Annotated in this window: 12 protein-coding genes; 7 read left to right on the top strand and 5 right to left on the bottom strand. The window is 62.6% G+C overall.

All coding sequences use genetic code 11. The features are described 5' to 3' along the window. Nucleotides 1–108 precede the first annotated feature (108 nt). Genes ACO6VD_RS10535 through ACO6VD_RS10520 form a run of 4 tightly spaced genes read right to left on the bottom strand, consistent with a single transcriptional unit; the run spans nucleotide 109 to nucleotide 5,670 of the window. Complete coding sequence (locus tag ACO6VD_RS10535) at nucleotides 109–2,064, bottom strand: acetyl-CoA carboxylase biotin carboxylase subunit (protein ID WP_422418828.1); 1,956 nt, start codon at nucleotides 2,062–2,064, stop codon at nucleotides 109–111. Next, the gene (locus ACO6VD_RS10530) at nucleotides 2,061–2,879 is read right to left on the bottom strand and encodes a gamma-carboxygeranoyl-CoA hydratase (protein ID WP_422418826.1); all 819 of its coding nucleotides are present in this window, start codon (nucleotides 2,877–2,879) and stop codon (nucleotides 2,061–2,063) included. The genes ACO6VD_RS10535 and ACO6VD_RS10530 overlap by 4 nt, the downstream gene beginning before the upstream one ends. Nucleotides 2,880–2,881: 2 nt before the next feature. Continuing rightward, nucleotides 2,882–4,489 (bottom strand): carboxyl transferase domain-containing protein, encoded by a 1,608-nt coding sequence (locus tag ACO6VD_RS10525; RefSeq protein WP_422418824.1) that lies wholly within the window; start codon nucleotides 4,487–4,489, stop codon nucleotides 2,882–2,884. A gap of 17 nt (nucleotides 4,490–4,506) precedes the next feature. Then, nucleotides 4,507–5,670, bottom strand: a complete 1,164-nt coding sequence (locus ACO6VD_RS10520) for an isovaleryl-CoA dehydrogenase (RefSeq protein ID WP_400173151.1) — start codon at nucleotides 5,668–5,670, stop codon at nucleotides 4,507–4,509. Between the two features lie 206 nt (nucleotides 5,671–5,876). Between ACO6VD_RS10520 and ACO6VD_RS10515 the strand changes: the two genes are divergently transcribed. Continuing rightward, the gene (locus tag ACO6VD_RS10515; protein WP_422418821.1) at nucleotides 5,877–7,550 is read left to right on the top strand and encodes an AMP-binding protein; all 1,674 of its coding nucleotides are present in this window, start codon (nucleotides 5,877–5,879) and stop codon (nucleotides 7,548–7,550) included. A gap of 83 nt (nucleotides 7,551–7,633) precedes the next feature. Here ACO6VD_RS10515 and ACO6VD_RS10510 read toward each other — a convergent pair whose 3' ends face one another. Then, nucleotides 7,634–7,798, bottom strand: coding sequence for a hypothetical protein (locus ACO6VD_RS10510; protein WP_422418819.1), 165 nt, complete (start codon nucleotides 7,796–7,798; stop codon nucleotides 7,634–7,636). Nucleotides 7,799–7,932: 134 nt separating this feature from the next. Between ACO6VD_RS10510 and ACO6VD_RS10505 the strand changes: the two genes are divergently transcribed. The 6 genes from ACO6VD_RS10505 (at nucleotide 7,933) to hemN (ending at nucleotide 18,891) form a co-directional block, all read left to right on the top strand. Continuing rightward, entirely contained in the window at nucleotides 7,933–9,957 is a 2,025-nt protein-coding gene (locus tag ACO6VD_RS10505; protein ID WP_422418817.1) for an alpha-1,4-glucan--maltose-1-phosphate maltosyltransferase, read from the top strand. Nucleotides 9,958–9,970: 13 nt separating this feature from the next. After that, nucleotides 9,971–13,282 (top strand): maltose alpha-D-glucosyltransferase, encoded by a 3,312-nt coding sequence (gene treS / locus ACO6VD_RS10500; protein ID WP_422418815.1) that lies wholly within the window; start codon nucleotides 9,971–9,973, stop codon nucleotides 13,280–13,282. After that, nucleotides 13,283–15,493 carry a 1,4-alpha-glucan branching protein GlgB gene (gene glgB / locus ACO6VD_RS10495; RefSeq protein ID WP_422418814.1) on the top strand — a complete coding sequence of 737 codons (2,211 nt, stop codon included), beginning with the start codon at nucleotides 13,283–13,285 and terminating at the stop codon, nucleotides 15,491–15,493. Between the two features lie 147 nt (nucleotides 15,494–15,640). After that, nucleotides 15,641–16,084 (top strand): CopD family copper resistance protein, encoded by a 444-nt coding sequence (locus ACO6VD_RS10490; protein WP_422418812.1) that lies wholly within the window; start codon nucleotides 15,641–15,643, stop codon nucleotides 16,082–16,084. Between the two features lie 88 nt (nucleotides 16,085–16,172). Continuing rightward, nucleotides 16,173–17,519 carry a coproporphyrinogen III oxidase gene (locus tag ACO6VD_RS10485; protein WP_422418811.1) on the top strand — a complete coding sequence of 449 codons (1,347 nt, stop codon included), beginning with the start codon at nucleotides 16,173–16,175 and terminating at the stop codon, nucleotides 17,517–17,519. After that, nucleotides 17,503–18,891, top strand: a complete 1,389-nt coding sequence (gene hemN / locus ACO6VD_RS10480; protein ID WP_422418810.1) for an oxygen-independent coproporphyrinogen III oxidase — start codon at nucleotides 17,503–17,505, stop codon at nucleotides 18,889–18,891. Before ACO6VD_RS10485 ends, hemN begins: the two co-directional genes overlap by 17 nt. Nucleotides 18,892–18,933 lie beyond the last annotated feature (42 nt).

Genomic DNA, 18,933 nt, shown 5'->3' with positions numbered 1-18,933 from the left:
GAGGAAGGTGCGTTCCCCTTCTCTCCGCCCTCCCCCCCACCCCCCCCCCACCCCCCCCCCCCCCCCCCCCCCCCCCCCCCCCACCGGCAAGTGCACCTGGCAAGGCCCTCAGGCCTCTTCCAGCTCCACCAGCACGGCCCCTTCACTGACCATCTCGCCTTCCTGGCAAAACAGCGCTTTGACCGTCCCGGCCTGAGGGGCGCGAATGCTGTGTTCCATTTTCATGGCTTCCAGCACCACCAGTTGTGCACCGGCTTCTACCGCCTGACCGACCTCCACCAGCACCCGCACGATACTGCCGTTCATGGGCGCGCTGAGGCCGCCCTGGTGGCTATGGCTGGCATCGGCCTCGGCAATCGGATCAAACGACGTTACCGCATGCAGCTCGCCATCCCACTGCAGGTACAAGGTGTCACCGCGGCGGATCGCCAGGTGGCGGCGGCGCAGGCCGTTGTCGTCGATCTGCAACTGTTCACCTTCAAGCTTGAACGGCGACGCCGCGGCGTGGGTCAGGCTAAGCGCCTGGTTCTGGCCATTGCTGTTCAGGTGCAGGCTGACCTGCGCCGGCACTCCGGCACGGAAGCCGTTGTTGGCCGCCCAGGGCGAGTGACGATCATCCAGGCGCGGTGCCAGCGGCTGGCTCTGGATGAAGGCTTCACCCGCCGCTTGCCAGAACAGTGCCGGCAATGGCTGCGGCGCAGGCAGCAGCTGCTCCTGATAGCGCGGGATAAAACCGGTATCCAGCTCGGCATTGGCAAAGGCCGGGTGAGCCAGAATGCGCCGCAAGAAGGCGATGTTGGTTTTCAAACCGCCAATGGCAAACTCGTCGAGCATCGCCAGCAAGCGCAAACGCGCTTGTTCACGGGTCTGTCCCCAGGCAATCAGCTTGCCCAGCATCGGGTCGTAGAACGGCGAGATGCTGTCGCCTTCACTGACCCCGCTGTCGACCCGGCGTCCTTCTCCAGGCGCCGACTCGCGGTACAGTGCCAGGTGACCGGTGGCTGGCAGGAAGTCGTTGGCCGGGTCTTCGGCATACAGCCGTACTTCGATGGCGTGGCCGTTCAGTGGCACCTGCGCTTGAGTGATCGGCAACGGCTCGCCGCAGGCCACGCGGATCTGCCAGGCGACCAGGTCGAGGCCAGTGATGGCTTCGGTGACCGGGTGTTCGACCTGCAGGCGGGTGTTCATCTCCATAAAGAAGAACTCGCCACGAGCATCGAGGAGGAACTCCACGGTACCGGCACCGACATAACCGATGGCCTGGGCTGCTTTGACGGCAGCTTCACCCATGGCCTGGCGCTGGGCCGTGCTCAGGCCTGGGGCAGGGGCCTCTTCGACGACTTTCTGGTGGCGGCGCTGGATCGAGCAGTCGCGTTCGTTGAGGTACAGGCAGTTGCCATGCTGGTCGGCGAACACCTGGATTTCAACGTGACGCGGCTTGAGTACGTACTTTTCCACCAGCATGCGCGCGTCACCAAACGACGACTGCGCTTCACGCTGGGCCGAGGCCAGGGCTTCGCCCAGCTGGCTTTCGCTCTCGACCACTTTCATGCCCTTGCCACCACCACCGGCGGTGGCCTTGAGCAGTACCGGGTAGCCGATTTTCTCGGCGGCGGCGCGGAAGGTTTCCAGGTCCTGGGCTTCGCCGTGGTAGCCCGGAACCAGCGGCACGCCGGCCTGCTCCATCAGGGCCTTGGCCGCCGACTTGCTGCCCATGGCGTCGATGGCGCTGGCCGGTGGGCCGAGGAAGATCAGCCCGGCCTGCTCGATGGCGCGGGCAAAGCCGGCGTTCTCGGAGAGAAAGCCATAGCCCGGGTGAATCGCCTGGGCGCCGCTGGCTTTGGCGGCGGCCAGCAGCTTGTCGATGTCCAGGTAGCTCTCGGCGGCTTTGGCACCACCCAGGTCGACGCGGATGTCGGCTTCGCGGCTGTGCCGGGCATCGCGGTCAATGGCACTGTGCACGGCGACCGTGGTCAGGCCCAGGGCTTTGGCGGTGCGCATGACCCGGCAGGCGATCTCGCCACGGTTGGCAACCAGCAGGGTGGTCAACGGGGTGTGGGTCATGGGCGCGGCTCCTTGTTCGACGGTTCGGCCTGCCAGGCCGGGCTACGTTTTTCCAGGAACGCGCGCAAACCTTCCTGGCCCTCGGGGCTTACGCGGATACGGGCAATGGCGTTCTCGCAATAGCGGCGCAGGGCCGGGGTCAGTTCGCCGTGGCCGACTTCGCGCAGCAGCTCTTTGCTGGCACGCATGGCTTGCGGGCTGTTGAGCAGCAAGTTGTCGATCCACTGGTCCACCGCCTGTTCAAGCTCGGCGGCGGGATAGGCTTCGGCCAGCAGGCCCAGTTCACGGGCTCGTTCACCGCTGAAGCGCTCGGCGGTCAGGGCATAACGGCGAGCGGCGCGTTCGCCCATGGCCTGGACCACGAACGGGCTGATGACCGCAGGCGCCAGGCCGATGCGTACTTCCGACAGGCACAGTTGTGCATCGGTCGCGCCAATGGCCATGTCGCAGCAGCTGATCAGGCCCAGTGCACCGCCGAAGGCGGCACCCTGAACCACGGCCAGGGTCGGCACCTTGAGTCTGGCCAGGTTGTACATCAGCTCGGCCAGTTCGCGGGCGTCGTCGAGGTTGGTGTTGTAGTCCAGTGCCGCCGACTGTTGCATCCAGGCAAGGTCGGCACCGGCACTGAAGTGCCGGCCACGGCCGCGCAGGAGGACAAAGCGCAGGTTGGCATCGGCAGCAAGCTGATCGATGGCCAGGACCAGCTCGCGGATCATCTGCGCGTTGAAGGCGTTGTTCTTGTTTTCCCGGCTGAGCCACAGGGTGGCAAAACCACGGGGGTCCTTGATCAGTTCAAGGGTAGTGAAGTCGCTCATGGTCACATCCGGAAAATGCCGAAACGGCTTTGTTCGATCGGTGCGTTGAGGGCTGCGGACAACGCCAGGCCAAGGATCTCGCGGGTTTGCGCCGGGTCAATGACGCCGTCGTCCCACAAGCGCGCGCTGGAGTAATACGGGTGGCCCTGGTGTTCGTACTGGTCGAGGATCGGTTGCTTGAGGCGTGCTACGTCTTCGGCGCTGAACGGATGGCCGCTGCGTTCGCTCTGCTCACGCTTGACCTGGGCCAGCACACCGGCAGCCTGTTCGGCACCCATCACGCCGATGCGTGCATTTGGCCACATCCACAGGAAGCGTGGATCGTAGGCGCGGCCACACATGCCGTAGTTGCCGGCACCGAAGCTGCCGCCGATGATCACGGTGAACTTCGGCACTTGCGCGCAGGCCACGGCGGTCACCAGCTTGGCGCCATGTTTGGCGATGCCGCCGGCCTCGTATTTCTGCCCGACCATGAAGCCGGTGATGTTCTGCAGGAACAGCAGCGGGATACCGCGCTGGCAGGCCAGCTCAATAAAGTGCGCGCCTTTTTGCGCGGCTTCGGCGAACAGAATGCCGTTGTTGGCCAGGATCGCCACCGGGTAGCCGTGCAGGTGAGCGAAGCCACACACCAGCGTGGTACCGAACAGCGCCTTGAACTCGTCGAATACCGAACCGTCGACCAGGCGGGCGATGACCTCGCGTACATCAAACGGCTGCTTGGCATCGGCCGGGACCACACCGTACAGCTCCTGGGCGTCGTACAGCGGCGCAATCGGCGCCTGCTGGGTAAGTTTGCCCAGTTTGTGCCAGTTGAGGTTGGCCACACAGCGCCGGGCGATGGCCAGGGCATGTTCGTCGTTGTCGGCATAGTGGTCGGCAACGCCACTGGTCTTGCAGTGCACATCGGCGCCACCGAGGTCTTCGGCGCTGACCACTTCACCGGTAGCGGCTTTTACCAGCGGGGGACCTGCGAGGAAAATCGTCGCCTGCTGACGGACCATGATCGCTTCGTCGGCCATGGCCGGCACATAGGCGCCGCCGGCGGTGCACGAGCCCATGACCACAGCAATCTGCGGAATCCCCAGGGCGCTCATGTTGGCCTGGTTGAAGAAGATCCGCCCAAAGTGCTCACGGTCGGGGAATACCTCATCCTGACGCGGCAGGTTGGCACCGCCGGAGTCCACCAGGTACAGGCAGGGCAGGCGGTTCTGCAGGGCGATGGCCTGGGCGCGCAGGTGCTTTTTCACTGTCAGCGGATAATAGGAGCCGCCTTTGACCGTGGCATCGTTGGCGACGATCATGCATTCGACGCCTTCGACCCGGCCAATACCGGCGATTACCCCAGCGGCCGGCACGTCTTCGCCATAGACGTCATGGGCCGCCAACTGGCCGATTTCGAGAAACGGTGAGCCGGGGTCAAGCAGGCGGTCGATGCGCTCGCGCGGCAGCAGTTTGCCCCGCGAGGTGTGCCGCTCCTGGGCCTTGTGACCGCCGCCCTGATGGACCTTGGCGAGCAAGGTGCGCAGGGCCTGGACCTGTTCGAGCATGGCCGCGCTGTTGCTGGCGAATTCGGCCGAGCGCGGGTTGATCTGGGTGTGCAGGGTAGCCATGGGCGTTGTCCTTGTGCTCAGCGGGTTTCGTTGAACAGTTCGCGCCCGATCAGCATCCGGCGGATTTCACTGGTGCCGGCGCCGATCTCGTAGAGCTTGGCGTCACGCAACAGGCGGCCGGCCGGGAACTCGTTGATGTAGCCGTTGCCACCGAGGATCTGGATGGCTTCCAGGGCCATCTGGGTCGCGCGTTCGGCGGTATAGAGGATCACCCCGGCAGCGTCCTTGCGGGTGGTTTCGGCACGATCGCAAGCCTGGGCCACGGCGTACAGGTAGGCACGGCTGGCGTTGAGCTGGGTGTACATGTCGGCGATCTTGCCCTGGATCAGCTGGAACTCACCGATGCTTTGGCCGAACTGCTTGCGGTCATGAATGTACGGCACCACCAGGTCCATACAGGCCTGCATGATCCCGGTCGGACCGCCGGAGAGCACCACGCGCTCATAGTCCAGACCGCTCATCAGTACTTTCACACCGCCGTTGAGCACGCCGAGGATGTTCTCCTTCGGCACTTCGACGTTGTCGAAGAACAGCTCGCAGGTGTTGGAACCGCGCATGCCCAACTTGTCGAACTTGTTGCTGCGGCTGAAGCCTTTCCAGTCACGCTCGACAATAAAGGCGGTGATGCCGTGCGGGCCTTTGTCCAGGTCGGTCTTGGCGTAGATCACATAGGTGTTGGCGTCTGGGCCGTTGGTGATCCAGGTCTTGCTGCCGTTGAGGACGAAATGGTCGCCGCGCTGTTCGGCGCGCAGCTTCATCGAAACCACATCGGAACCGGCGTTGGGCTCGCTCATGGCCAGGGCGCCGATGTGCTCGCCGCTGATCAGCTTGGGCAGGTACTTGGCTTTCTGTTCGGCGTTGCCGTTGCGGTTGATCTGGTTGACGCAGAGGTTGGAGTGGGCGCCGTAGGAGAGGGCGACCGAGGCCGAGCCGCGGCTGATTTCTTCCATCGCCACCACGTGGGCCAGGTAGCCCAGGCCGGCGCCGCCGTATTCTTCGCTGACGGTGATGCCGAGCAGGCCCATATCGCCGAACTTGCGCCACATATCGGCGGGGAACAGGTTGTCCTGGTCGATCTGCGCCGCGCGCGGTGCCAGCTCTGCCGCAACGAAGGACTGCACCTGGTCGCGCAGCATGTCGATGGTTTCGCCGAGGGCGAAGTTCAGGGTTGGATAATGCATGCGGGCACCTTCTGTTGTTTATTGTTGGAGTTCATCGCGGGGCTGTGGGAGCGGGCTTGCCCCGCGATCAGCAATCACCTTTACGTTAACGTAAACCTGAGTCATGCGACTGTCAATCTCACCATGACCTTTACGTTAACGTAAATATGCGCCAGAGTAAGAACCGCTTGAATCAGCTCCCAGAACAATCACAACAAGGGACCGTCATGAATCAACCGAGCTATACCCAGGGGCGTCAGGACAAGCCCTTGCTGGCGATGACCATCGGCCAGGCGTTCGACAATACGGTGTCACGTTTCCCCGAACGTGAGGCCCTGGTGGTGCGCCACCAGCAACTGCGTTACAGCTGGCAGCAACTGGCTGACACTGTTGACCGTCATGCCCGGGCGCTCATGGCCCTGGGCCTGAAGACCGGCGACCGCCTGGGCATCTGGGCACCGAACTGCGCGCAGTGGTGCATCACCCAGTTCGCCACGGCCAAGATCGGCGTGATCCTGGTCAACATCAACCCGGCCTACCGCACCAGCGAGCTTGAGTATGTGCTCAAGCAGTCAGGTTGCCAGTGGCTGGTCTGCGCCGGGGCGTTCAAAACCTCCGATTACCACGGCATGCTCGCTGAACTGGTGCCTGCACTGGGCGACCAGCAACCCGGGCAATTGAGCAGTGAACGGCTGCCCGACCTGCGCGGCGTGATCAGCCTGGATGCCACGCCGCCTGCGGGCTTCCTGCCCTGGGCGCAGCTGACGACGCTGGTCGAACAGACCATACCGGCCGACTACCAGGCCCGCCAGCAGAGCCTGCAGTTCGACCAGCCGGTGAACATCCAGTACACCTCCGGCACCACCGGTTTCCCCAAGGGTGCGACCCTCAGCCATTACAACATCCTCAACAATGGCTACATGGTCGGTGAAAGCCTGGGTCTGAGCGAAACGGACCGCATGGTCATCCCGGTGCCGTTGTACCACTGCTTCGGCATGGTCATGGGTAACCTCGGCTGCGTGACCCATGGCAGCACCATGATCTACCCCAATGACGCGTTCGATCCCTTGCTCACCCTCGGCACCGTCGCCGAAGAGCAGGCCACCGCCCTGTATGGCGTACCGACCATGTTCATTGCCATGCTCGACCATCCCCAGCGTGGCGAGTTCGACTTGTCGAGCTTGCGCACCGGGATCATGGCCGGCGCTACCTGCCCGATCGAAGTGATGCGCCGGGTGATCGATCAGATGCACATGAGCGAGGTGCAGATTGCGTATGGCATGACCGAGACCAGCCCGGTGTCCCTGCAAACCGGCCCGGAAGACGAGCTGGAACTGCGGGTGACCACGGTGGGGCGCACCCAGCCGCAGCTGGAGAGCAAGATTGTCGACGAACACGGCTGCATCGTCCCGCGTGGGCAGATGGGCGAGCTGTGTACTCGCGGCTACAGCGTGATGCTTGGCTATTGGGGCAACCCGGACGCCACCCATGAGTCCATCGACCCGGCCGGCTGGATGCACACCGGTGACCTGGCGACCATGGATGAGGCGGGGTATGTGTGCATCGCCGGGCGCAACAAGGACATGATCATTCGGGGCGGCGAGAACATCTATCCGCGTGAACTTGAGGAGTTCTTCTTCACCCATCCGGCGGTGGCCGATGTGCAGGTGATCGGTATTCCTGATGAGCGGTATGGCGAGGAAATCGTTGCCTGGATCAAGTTCCACCCCGGTCATAGCGCCAGTGAGATCGAGCTGCAGCAGTGGTGCAAAAGCCGCATTGCCCACTTCAAGACTCCACGGCACTTCCGCTTTGTGGACGAGTTCCCGATGACGGTGACCGGTAAGGTGCAGAAGTTCCGCATGCGTGAGATCAGCATCGAAGAACTCAGCAGCCGCTAAACCGCGGTTGTAGGAGCGGATTTATCCGCGATGGGCCGCAGCGCGGCCCCAATTGCACGGCCTTCTACGCAGTCCATCGCGGATTAATCCGCTCCTACGGGCGGCTCGTCACTCGGCGGGTCGCCCACGGTGGGCGGCACTGTCGGCTTGCCCGGCACTTCATCGGGTTCTTCATCCGGCACCACAGGCGGCAAGGTCGGGTCGTCTATATTCGGATCGGGTGTTTCTGCCGGGATAGGAATGTTCATGGCCTCACCTCGCAACGGGGAGTGGACTGAGTATTTTTTGACTGCACAGCGTGGCAATCGCTCATTTTTTTTGAACCCCGCGCCGCTCACCCGCTCTGAACTCTTACTGCCCCCTCGTAACGGAGCAAGGATCGATGACCCGCGATGAGCCCTTCGAAACCGACCGCGTAGCCCCGGCAAACGATCACCCCGAGCAGGCCATCAGCCTTTCCCAGGCCCTGCTGGAGCCGCGGATTGTGATCGAGAACACCCAGCCAGTGCTTGATGGCGGCATGTTCGCGGTCAAAGCGGTGGTCGATGAGCGGGTTCAGGTCAGCAGCAAGGTCTATTCCGACGGTCATGACACCCTGGCGGTCATGCTCAATTGGCGTCAGGCCCGCAGCCGGCGCTGGCATTGTGTGCCCATGACGTTTGTCGGCAATGACCTGTGGCAGGCCCAGATCAGCGTTACGGAGCAGGGGCGGCATCTGTTCAGCATCGAGGCCTGGATCGATCCGTTCGCCACCTTTTGCCATGACCTCGAGAAAAAGTTCACCGCCGGGGTATCCGTAGCGCTGGAGCTGCAGGAAGCGCTACTGCTGCTCGAACAAAATATCCAGCGCAGCAGCGGCGTGCTGCGTGAACAGCTGCAAGCACTGCGTCAGGCCTTGCCGGTCATGGCGCCCGAAGAGCAGGTGGCGCAGTTGCTGCACGCCGATACCGCTGTGTTGATGCGCGAGGCCGATCACCGCACCTATTTGAGCCGCAGTCCAGAATATCCGCTGGACGTGGAGCGCAAGCAAGCCGTGTTCGCCAGCTGGTATGAGCTGTTTCCCCGCTCGATCACCGACGACCCCGAGCGTCATGGCACCTTCAATGACGTCCATGAGCGCCTGCCGATGATCCGCGACATGGGCTTTGACGTGCTGTACTTTCCGCCCATACACCCCATCGGCAGGAGCTTTCGCAAGGGCCGTAACAATGCCCTGCAGGCCGAACCGGACGATCCGGGCAGCCCCTACGCCATCGGCAGCGAAGAGGGTGGGCATGACGCGATTCATCCGCAACTGGGCAGTCGCGAGGACTTTCGGCGCCTGGTCGCCGCCGCCGCCGAGCATGGTCTGGAGATCGCCCTGGACTTTGCCATCCAGTGCTCGCAGGACCACCCTTGGCTCAAGGAGCATCCAGGCTGGTTCTCCTGGCGCCCGGACGGCAGCATTCGCTACGCGGAGAATCCGCCGAAAAAATACCAGGATATCGTCAACGTCGACTTCTATGCCGCAGAGGCTGTGCCATCGCTGTGGCTGGCCCTGCGTGATGTGGTGCTGGCCTGGGTGCAGGAAGGGGTGACGATGTTTCGCGTCGACAACCCGCACACCAAGCCGCTGCCGTTCTGGCACTGGTTGATCGCCAATGTGCGTAGCCAGCACCCTGAGGTGATCTTCCTCGCCGAGGCCTTCACTAAACCGGCGATGATGGCGCGCCTGGGCAAGGTCGGCTATTCCCAGAGCTACAGCTATTTCACCTGGCGCAATACCAAGGCCGAGCTGCAAAGCTATTACGAAGAACTCAACCAGCCGCCGTGGTGCTATTGCTACCGGCCGAACTTCTTCGTCAACACGCCGGACATCAACCCGTTTTTCCTCCATGAGTCAGGCCGCGCCGGTTTTCTCATCCGTGCCGCCCTGGCCACCATGGGCTCGGGGTTATGGGGCATGTATTCAGGTTTCGAACTGTGCGAGTCGACCCCGATTCCGGGCAAGGAAGAGTATCTGGATTCGGAGAAATACCAGATTCGCCCCCGCGACTTCAGCCAGCCCGGCAACATCATTGCCGAGATCGCCCAGCTCAATCGAATCCGCCGGCAGAATCCGGCATTGCAGACGCATCTGGGCGTGGCCTTCTATCACGCCTGGAACGACAACATCGTGTACTTCGGCAAACGCACCGCCGAACGCGACAACTTCATCCTCATTGCCATCAGCCTCGACCCGCACAACGCCCAGGAGGCGCACTTCGAGTTGCCGCTCTGGGAGCTGGGCCTGGATGACAACGCCGACACTGTCGGCGAAGACCTGATGACCGGTCATCGCTGGACCTGGCACGGCAAGACCCAATGGATGCGCATCGAACCCTGGCACCTGCCGTTTGGTATCTGGCGTATCGAAAAAGCCCTCTAGAAAGGAGTCGAACATGGCCAAGCGTTCCCGCCCGGCAGCCTTCATCGACGACCCGCTGTGGTACAAGGACGCGATCATCTACCAGGTGCACGTCAAGTCCTTCTTCGATTCGAACAACGACGGCATCGGTGATTTTCCCGGCCTGATCGCCAAGCTCGACTACATCGCCGAGCTTGGCGTCAATACCCTCTGGTTGCTGCCGTTCTACCCCTCGCCACGGCGCGACGATGGTTACGACATCGCCGAGTACAAAGCCGTACACCCGGACTACGGCACCCTCGCCGATGTGAAGCGTTTTATCGCCGAGGCCCACAAGCGCGGCCTGCGGGTGATTACCGAGCTGGTCATCAACCACACCTCCGACCAGCATCCCTGGTTCCAGAAAGCCCGGCGCGCCAAGCCCGGGAGCAAAACCCGGGACTTTTACGTGTGGTCCGACAGCGACCAGAAGTACGACGGTACACGGATCATCTTTCTCGACACCGAGAAGTCCAACTGGACCTGGGACCCGGTCGCCGGTCAGTACTTCTGGCACCGTTTCTACTCGCATCAGCCAGACCTCAATTTCGACAATCCGCAGGTGCTCAAGGCTGTCATCGACGTGATGCGTTACTGGCTCGACCTCGGTGTCGACGGTTTGCGCCTGGATGCGATCCCGTACCTGATCGAGCGCGATGGCACCAACAATGAAAACCTGCCCGAGACCCACCAGGTGCTCAAGCAGATTCGTGCCGAGATCGATGCCAACTACCCCGACCGCATGCTCCTGGCCGAAGCCAACCAGTGGCCGGAAGACACCCAGCTGTATTTCGGCGAAGGGCAGGGCGACGAATGCCACATGGCCTTTCACTTCCCGTTGATGCCGCGCATGTACATGGCCGTGGCCCAGGAAGACCGCTTTCCGATCACCGACATCCTGCGTCAGACCCCGGACATCCCGGCCAACTGTCAGTGGGCGATCTTCTTGCGCAACCACGACGAGCTGACCCTGGAGATGGTCACCGACCGTGAGCGTGACTACCTGTGGAACTACTACGCCGAAGACCGCCGGGCGCGAATCAACCTGGGGATTCGCCGACGCCTGGCGCCGCTGTTGCAACGCGACCGGCGGCGGGTGGAGTTGCTCAGCAGCCTGCTGCTGTCGATGCCCGGCACGCCGACCCTGTACTACGGCGACGAAATCGGCATGGGCGACAACATCTACCTGGGCGACCGCGATGGTGTGCGCACGCCGATGCAGTGGTCGATCGACCGCAACGGTGGCTTTTCCCGCGCCGACCCGGCGCGTCTGGTGCTGCCGCCGATCATGGATCCGCTGTACGGCTTTGCCTCGGTCAATGTTGAAACCCAGGCCCACGATCCGCATTCGCTGTTGAACTGGAACCGGCGCTTGCTGGCGGTGCGCAAACAACAGAAAGCCTTTGGCCGCGGCACGCTGACCATGCTTTCGCCAAGCAACCGGCGGATTCTGGCCTACATCCGCGAGTACACCGGCAGCGATGGCAAGCGCGAAATCATCCTCTGCGTGGCCAATGTCTCGCGCACCGCACAGGCCGCCGAACTCGACCTGTCGCCCTACGTCGACAGCGTGCCGGTGGAGATGCTCGGCGGCAGTGCCTTCCCGCCGATTGGCCAGTTGCCGTTCCTGCTGACCCTGGCGCCCTATGGGTTCTACTGGTTCCTGCTGGCCGCCAAGGACCAGATGCCCAGCTGGCATGTGGAACCGGCGCAAAGCCTGCCGGAGTTCACCACCCTGGTGCTGAAAAAGCGTATGGAGGAACTGCTTGAAGCGCCGGCGCGCAGCACCCTGGAAGACAGTATCCTGCCCCAGTACCTGCCCAAGCGGCGCTGGTTTGCCGGCAAGGAGGCGGGCATCGAGCAGGTGCAAATTGCCTATGGTGTGCGCTTTGGTACCGCCACGCGCCCGGTATTGCTGAGTGAGATCGAGGTCACCAGCGGCGGCCAGCGCAGCCGTTACCAGTTACCCTTCGGCTTTGTCGGTGAGGACCAGATCAACAGCGCAGCCCCTCAGCAACTGGCCTTGGCACGGGTGCGGCGCGGGCGCCAGGTAGGGCTGATCACCGACGGCTTCGTCCTCGACAGTTTTATCCATGCGTTGCTGGTTGCTTGTCGGGACGCTGTGCGCTTGCCGTGTGCCGAAGGCGAGCTGCGCTTTCACGCCACCGAACAGCTAGCCGCCCTGAACCTGGCGGACGATGCCCAGGTGCGCTACCTCTCCACCGAACAGTCCAACAGCTCGGTGGTGGTCGGCGGCAGCCTGGTGCTCAAGCTGATTCGCCGGGTCAATCCCGGGGTTCACCCGGAGCTGGAGATGAGCGCCTACCTGACCGCTGCCGGCTACACCAATATCTCGCCATTACTGGGGTGGGTAAGCCGGGTGGACAGCCAGGACCAACCGCACCTGCTGATGATTGCCCAAGGCTACCTGAGCAATCAGGGCGACGCCTGGGACTGGACCCAGAACAACCTGGAGCGGGCTATCCGCGACGAACTCGAACCCGGAACTTCTGCGCAGCAAGCTCATACCGATGCCCTCCAGGACCTGGCCGAGTTTGCCAGCATGTTGGGCCAGCGGCTGGGCGAAATGCACTTGTTATTGGCGGCCCCGACCAAAGACCCGGCGTTCCGGCCACGGCCCAGCACCGCGCATGACTGCCAGGCCTGGGGCAAGGCTATCAGCGCCCAACTGACCCGCGCCCTGGACCTGCTCCAAGCCCATCGCGCCGAGCTCGACAGTGACAGCCAGGTCCTGGTCGACGACCTGCAACAGCAACGCCAGGACCTGCTTGCCACGATCAGCACCCTCAGTGCACAAGTCCAGGGCGGCCTGTTGATGCGCGTGCACGGCGACCTGCATCTAGGCCAGGTGCTGGTGGTGCAGGGCGATGCCTACCTGATCGACTTCGAGGGTGAACCGGCCCGGCCGCTGGACGAGCGTCGGGCCCGGCACAGCCCCTACAAGGATGTCAGCGGCGTTTTGCGTTCCTTCGACTATGCTGCTGCCATGGTGCTGCGCAGTGCCTCCAGTGTCGACCTCTCGGACAATGCCCGCCAGGCCCGTCAGCGAGTCGCCAGGCGTTATCTGCACCAGGCCCGACATGCCTTTGTCGAGGCCTATGGCTTGGCCACCGCGGCCATGCCCCATGCCTGGGAACATGCCGACGGCGAGCGTGCGGCACTGGAACTGTTCAGCCTGGAAAAGGCCGCCTACGAAATTCTGTATGAAGCCGAAAACCGCCCAAGTTGGTTGGCCGTGCCTTTGCATGGCCTCCATGGCCTGACAAGTACCTGGGGAGAAAGCTGAATGAAACAACGCAAGCGCGAGGAAGGCGGGCTGGATCAGCGTGACATCGACGCCCTGGTCAGGGCCGAACATGCTGATCCGTTCGCTGTGCTTGGTCCGCACCCTGATGGTGCGGGCGGCCAGTATGTCCGCGCCTATCTGCCCAATGCCCTGAATGTGCAGGCCCTGGCCCGCGACGACGGACGCCTGCTGGGTGAGCTGGAGCAGCAATCGGTACCGGGCCTGTTCATCGCTCATCTGGCCGAACAGCAACCCTATGTGTTGCGGATTCAGTGGGCCAGTGGCGAGCAGATCAGCGAAGACACCTACAGTTTCGGCCCGTTGCTGGGTGACATGGACCTGTACCTGTTTGCCGAGGGCAACCACCGTGATCTTTCCGCCAGCATGGGCGCGCAGCCCGTGCAGATCGACGGCATCGACGGGGTGCGTTTTTCCGTGTGGGCGCCCAATGCCCGGCGGGTGTCGGTGGTCGGCGACTTCAACAACTGGGACGGCCGTCGGCATCCGATGCGCTTGCGCCATGCCTCGGGTGTGTGGGAGCTGTTCGTGCCGCGCCTGCAGGCCGGTGAAGCGTACAAATACGAAGTGCTGGGCCGCGAAGGCATCCTCCCGCTCAAGGCCGATCCCCTGGCACGGGCCACCGAGTTGCCGCCGAGCACCGCGTCAAAAGTGGCAGGGCCACTGGCGCATGACTGGCAAGACCAGCACTGGATGCAATTACGTGGCGAACGTCAGGCCACCACTGCGCCGCTGTCCATCTATGAACTGCATGCCGGCTCCTGGCAATGCGAGCTGGACGACACCGGCGAAGTGGCGCGCTTCTACAACTGGCGCGAACTGGCCGAGCGCCTGGTGCCCTACATCCAGCAGCTGGGTTTCACCCACATCGAACTGATGCCGATCATGGAGCACCCCTTCGGTGGCTCCTGGGGCTATCAACCGCTGTCGCTGTTCGCGCCCACCGCGCGCTACGGCTCGGCCGAAGACTTTGCCGCGTTCATCGATGCCTGCCACCAGGCGAACATCGGCGTGATCCTTGACTGGGTGCCGGCGCATTTTCCCACCGACAGCCATGGCCTGGCGCGGTTCGACGGTACCGCGCTGTATGAATACGAGAACCCGCTGGAAGGCTTTCACCAAGACTGGGACACCCTGATCTACAACCTCGGGCGCAATGAAGTCCACGGCTTCATGCTGGCCTCGGCGCTGCACTGGCTCAAACACTTTCATATCGACGGCCTGCGTGTCGATGCCGTCGCCTCGATGCTGTACCGCGATTACTCGCGCAAGGCCGGCGAGTGGGTGCCGAACCGCCATGGCGGGCGGGAGAACCTCGAAGCCATCGACTTTCTGCGCCACCTCAATGACGTCGTCGCCATCGAAGCGCCTGGCGCCATGGTCATCGCCGAAGAGTCCACGGCCTGGCCCGGCGTCAGCCAGCCGACCCAGCAGGGCGGCCTGGGTTTCAACTACAAGTGGAACATGGGCTGGATGCACGACACCCTGCACTACATCCAGAACGACCCGATCCACCGCACCTACCATCACAACGAAATGAGTTTCGGCTTGATCTATGCGTACTCCGAGCATTTCATCCTGCCGATCTCCCACGATGAAGTGGTGCATGGCAAACATTCGCTGATCGACAAAATGCCCGGGGACCGTTGGCAGAAATTCGCCAACCTGCGTGCCTACCTGACCTTCATGTGGGCGCATCCGGGCAAGAAACTGTTGTTCATGGGCTGCGAGTTCGGCCAGTGGCGGGAGTGGAACCACGACAGCGAACTGGACTGGTACCTGCTCAAATACCCCGAGCACCTGGGTGTTCAGCGCCTGGTCGGTGACCTCAACCGGCTGTACCGCGAAGAGCGCGCCCTGCACGAACAGGACTGCCTGCCGCAAGGCTTCCAGTGGTTGATTGGCGATGATGCGCACAACAGTGTCTACGCCTGGCTGCGCTGGAGTGCCAGTGGCGAACCACTGCTGGTGGTGGCCAACTTTACCCCGGTGCCGCGTGAGGGGTACCGCATCGGGGTGCCGTTCGGGGAGCGCTGGGTTGAGGTGCTGAACAGCGATGCCGAAGGGTATGCCGGGTCCAACTATGGCAACCTCGGGGAGGTGGTGAGCGAGGCGGTGGCCAGCCATGGGCAACCGTTGTCGCTGGGGTTGAATCTGCCGCCGTTGGGGGTGTTGATTTTGCGGCCGCGGTGAGGCTGCTCCTGTCTGGGTGAACAGATCCGTTTGCAAGGGGGCGCTTGGTCAACACGCCCCCTTACTTTCTTGATCACCATCAATCACACCCACCCCCCAGCCCTGTAGGCTCGAATCCTGATCCAGGACGCGAGCCAAGAGGGTCCAATGATCTACCCAGTACTGTTGACCTTGCACCTGTTCGCCGCCCTGATCTTCATCGGCACAGTCTTCTTCGAAGTACTGTTCCTCGAACGCATCCGCAAGCAGCTACCCGCCAGGCTGATGCTGTTGCTCGAACAGGCCATCGGTCAACGCGCCCGGCAACTGATGCCCTGGGTGTTGCTGGTACTGTTCGGTGCCGGGGCAGGGATGGTCTGGCTGCGTTATCTGCCGTTGCTTGAATCACCCCTCAGCTCGTCGTTCGGCACCTTGCTGCTGGCCAAGATTGTGCTTGCTGGCAGCGTGCTCGTGCACTTTCTCGGCGCCATGCTGCTGTTCAAAACCGGTCGCATGACTGCCCGCTGGGTGAAGTTCATCCACACCAGTGTGTTCAGCCATATGGTGCTGATTGTGTTGCTGGCCAAAGGCATGTTCTACCTGACCTGGTAAGTACCCCACCGGCGCTTGATACAAATCAAGGCCCCCCGGGCGTTATAGGCGGACACTGAAACTCCGCAGTCCGCCTCGGAGCCTTGTCATGCTCGATGTCCTCCACTCCCGCAACGAGCAGGTCGTTCAACACGATCAGGGCACACTTGACCCCAACTGTTACATCGACATTCGCAAGTTTCATGGCGGTGTCGGTTCGCTGGATGTGTTGCGCGGTTTGCGCAGCAGCCGCCAGCATCAACGTCCGTTGTCGTTGAACCTGCAAATGCCGGCCAGTGTGCATGCCGCCGGTCCGTCCCTCGATACCTACCTGCAGTGCCTGGCCCAGGAGATCGACCTGGTCGGTTGTCACCTGGGCACGCAGCAACGGGTCGAGCAGTTTCATCTGGGGGGGATAACCCCGCAGCCCGCGCAACTGCAGCGGCTGATGGCGCAACTGCACAAGCGCTTCAATTTTCTTACCCACGAAAGCGGCGACTACAGCGCCGATGTCGATTTGCACCACACCAGCTGGGCGACCATGGGCTTGCTGCGTGACCAGGGTTTCAACCATGTCAGCATCGGTGTACCGGAAATCGGCAGCAGCAGTGAGCTGTCGGTGACTTGCTATCAGAACCCGGCGCCGATTCATTCGCTGATCGATGCGGCACGCACTTTTGACTATCGCTCGGTGAGTGTCGATCTGGGTTATGGCCACGCCTGGCAGACGCCGGAAAGCTTTGCCCTGAAGCTGACCACGCTGATTGAGCTGGAGCCTGACCGGCTGCAGGTGTTTGACTATGCCCATGCGCCTCAGCGCTATGCGCAATGCCCTCGCCGTGCCGCCAGCAGCGAGCAGGACAAGGCATTGATGCGGCGTCTGTGCTTCGAGTACTTGCTCGCTGCAGGCTACCAGCACATCGGTCTCGGGCAGTTTGTCCGCCCCGATGACGACCTGGCGATTGCCCAGGAACGCGGGCGCCTGCGCCGCAACTGCCAGGGGTTTACCCGGCATGGCTACTGCGATCACGTCGGTTTCGGTCTGGGGGCGATCAGCCAGCTCGACAGCTTGTACGCGCAAAATACCGAGGTGCTTGGCCACTACCTGGAAAAACTCCAGCAAGGGCAGCTGGCGACCTGTCGCGGCTGGCGCTGCGAGGACAGCGATCAGGTCAGGCAACGGGTGGTGGAGCGCCTAAGCTGTGATCTGGAGCTGGATATCCTGGCCATCGAAACCCGCTTCGGCCTGAACTTTCAGCAGTACTTCCCGGCGGCCTGGCGGCAGCTGGAGGCCATGAGCCGCGCCGGGCTGGTCGAACTGAGTGAGGACTACCTCAGCATACTGCCTGCTGGTCGTCTGGAAGTGGATGCCATTTGTCAGCTGTTCGAACAGGGAGCGATCAGTTCGGTGCTTTCCTGTGACCATGAGTGGATCGATCATGATGCCAGCCTTTGAATTCAACCAGGCCCTGGTCAAGAAGTACGACCGTCCGGGGCCGCGTTACACCTCCTATCCCACCGCGCCGCAGTTTCATGAGGCGTTCGCGGTCGATGACTATCTGCAGGCCGTGCAAGCCAGCAACCAGGCAGCCAAGCCCAAGCCGTTGTCGGCCTATATCCATATCCCGTTCTGCCAGAGCCTTTGCTACTACTGTGCCTGCAACAAGATCATCACCCGCAAGACCCACCGTGCGACTGAATACCTGGACTACCTCAAGCGCGAAATCGCCATGCAAGGGGCGCTGTTCGATTGCAGCCGCAGGCTGACCCAGTTGCATCTGGGCGGCGGTACGCCGACCTATTTGAGTGGCGAGCAACTGGCCGAGTTGATGGACAGCCTGCACCAGGCGTTCAACCTCGACGACAGCGATGACCATGAGTTTTCCATCGAGGTCGACCCGCGCACCATCAATACCGAGCAGATCCAGTTGCTACGCGGCCTGGGCTTCAATCGCCTGAGTTTCGGCGTGCAGGATTTCGATCCGGATGTGCAGGCCGCGGTCAATCGCCAGCAAAGCGAGGAGCAGATTTATGCCCTGGTCGCTGCCGCGCGCCAGGCGCGGTTCAAGTCGGTCAGCGTCGACCTGATCTACGGCCTGCCGTTGCAGACGGTGCAGAGTTTCGATGTCACCCTGAGCAAGATCATCGCCTTGCGTCCGGACCGTATTGCCGCCTACAGCTATGCGCATCTTCCCGAGCTGGTACGCGCACAGCGGATGATCCGGCCCGAGGACATGCCTCCGCCCGGGCGCAAGCTGGAGTTGCTGGAACTGACCATTCGCCGCCTGACCGAGGCCGGTTATGTGTACATCGGCATGGACCATTTCGCCTTGCCGGAGGATGAACTGAGCCTGGCCCGGTCCAACGGTACCCTGCAACGCAATTTCCAGGGCTATTCGACCCACGCCGACTGCGACCTCATCGGCCTTGGCGTGTCGTCGATCGGCAAGGTAGGCGACAGCTACAGCCAGAGTGTCAAGCTGCTGTCGCAGTACTACGCACGGCTCGATCAAGGCCTGTTGCCGGTGCAGCGTGGATACCGCCTGAACGCCGATGACCTGTTGCGGCGTGAGGTGATTAACGAGCTGATGTGCCACGGCCGGATCGACTTCGGCAAGTTCGAGGCCGCTCACGGTGTGCGTTTCAGTGACTACTTCGCCGAGGCCCTGGAGCAACTGGCGGAACAGGTGGAAGACCATCTGCTGGCGCTCGAAGAAGATGGATTGCAGTTGCTGCCTCAGGGGCAACTGATGATGCGCAACACCGCCATGGCCTTTGACGCCTACCTCGGCGGCGGGCGCAAGGGGCAGTTTTCGCGCACCGTCTGAGCCGGCTTGACGGCGATCAAGTTTGCTCCGCAGCGTGCTTGT

The organism is Pseudomonas sp. GZD-222, from assembly GCF_049310525.1.
Taxonomy (GTDB): domain Bacteria; phylum Pseudomonadota; class Gammaproteobacteria; order Pseudomonadales; family Pseudomonadaceae; genus Aquipseudomonas.
Note: the sequence above shows the minus strand (reverse complement) of the source record. Positions and strands in the feature narration are given on the sequence as shown.

Coding starts and splice junctions, on each gene's coding strand:
- ACO6VD_RS10535 (WP_422418828.1), bottom strand. CDS start 2,064: ATGACCCACACCCCGTTGACCACCCTGCTGGTTGCCAACCGTGGCGAG.
- ACO6VD_RS10530 (WP_422418826.1), bottom strand. CDS start 2,879: ATGAGCGACTTCACTACCCTTGAACTGATCAAGGACCCCCGTGGTTTT.
- ACO6VD_RS10525 (WP_422418824.1), bottom strand. CDS start 4,489: ATGGCTACCCTGCACACCCAGATCAACCCGCGCTCGGCCGAATTCGCC.
- ACO6VD_RS10520 (WP_400173151.1), bottom strand. CDS start 5,670: ATGCATTATCCAACCCTGAACTTCGCCCTCGGCGAAACCATCGACATG.
- ACO6VD_RS10515 (WP_422418821.1), top strand. CDS start 5,877: ATGAATCAACCGAGCTATACCCAGGGGCGTCAGGACAAGCCCTTGCTG.
- ACO6VD_RS10510 (WP_422418819.1), bottom strand. CDS start 7,798: ATGAACATTCCTATCCCGGCAGAAACACCCGATCCGAATATAGACGAC.
- ACO6VD_RS10505 (WP_422418817.1), top strand. CDS start 7,933: ATGACCCGCGATGAGCCCTTCGAAACCGACCGCGTAGCCCCGGCAAAC.
- treS (WP_422418815.1), top strand. CDS start 9,971: ATGGCCAAGCGTTCCCGCCCGGCAGCCTTCATCGACGACCCGCTGTGG.
- glgB (WP_422418814.1), top strand. CDS start 13,283: ATGAAACAACGCAAGCGCGAGGAAGGCGGGCTGGATCAGCGTGACATC.
- ACO6VD_RS10490 (WP_422418812.1), top strand. CDS start 15,641: ATGATCTACCCAGTACTGTTGACCTTGCACCTGTTCGCCGCCCTGATC.
- ACO6VD_RS10485 (WP_422418811.1), top strand. CDS start 16,173: ATGCTCGATGTCCTCCACTCCCGCAACGAGCAGGTCGTTCAACACGAT.
- hemN (WP_422418810.1), top strand. CDS start 17,503: ATGATGCCAGCCTTTGAATTCAACCAGGCCCTGGTCAAGAAGTACGAC.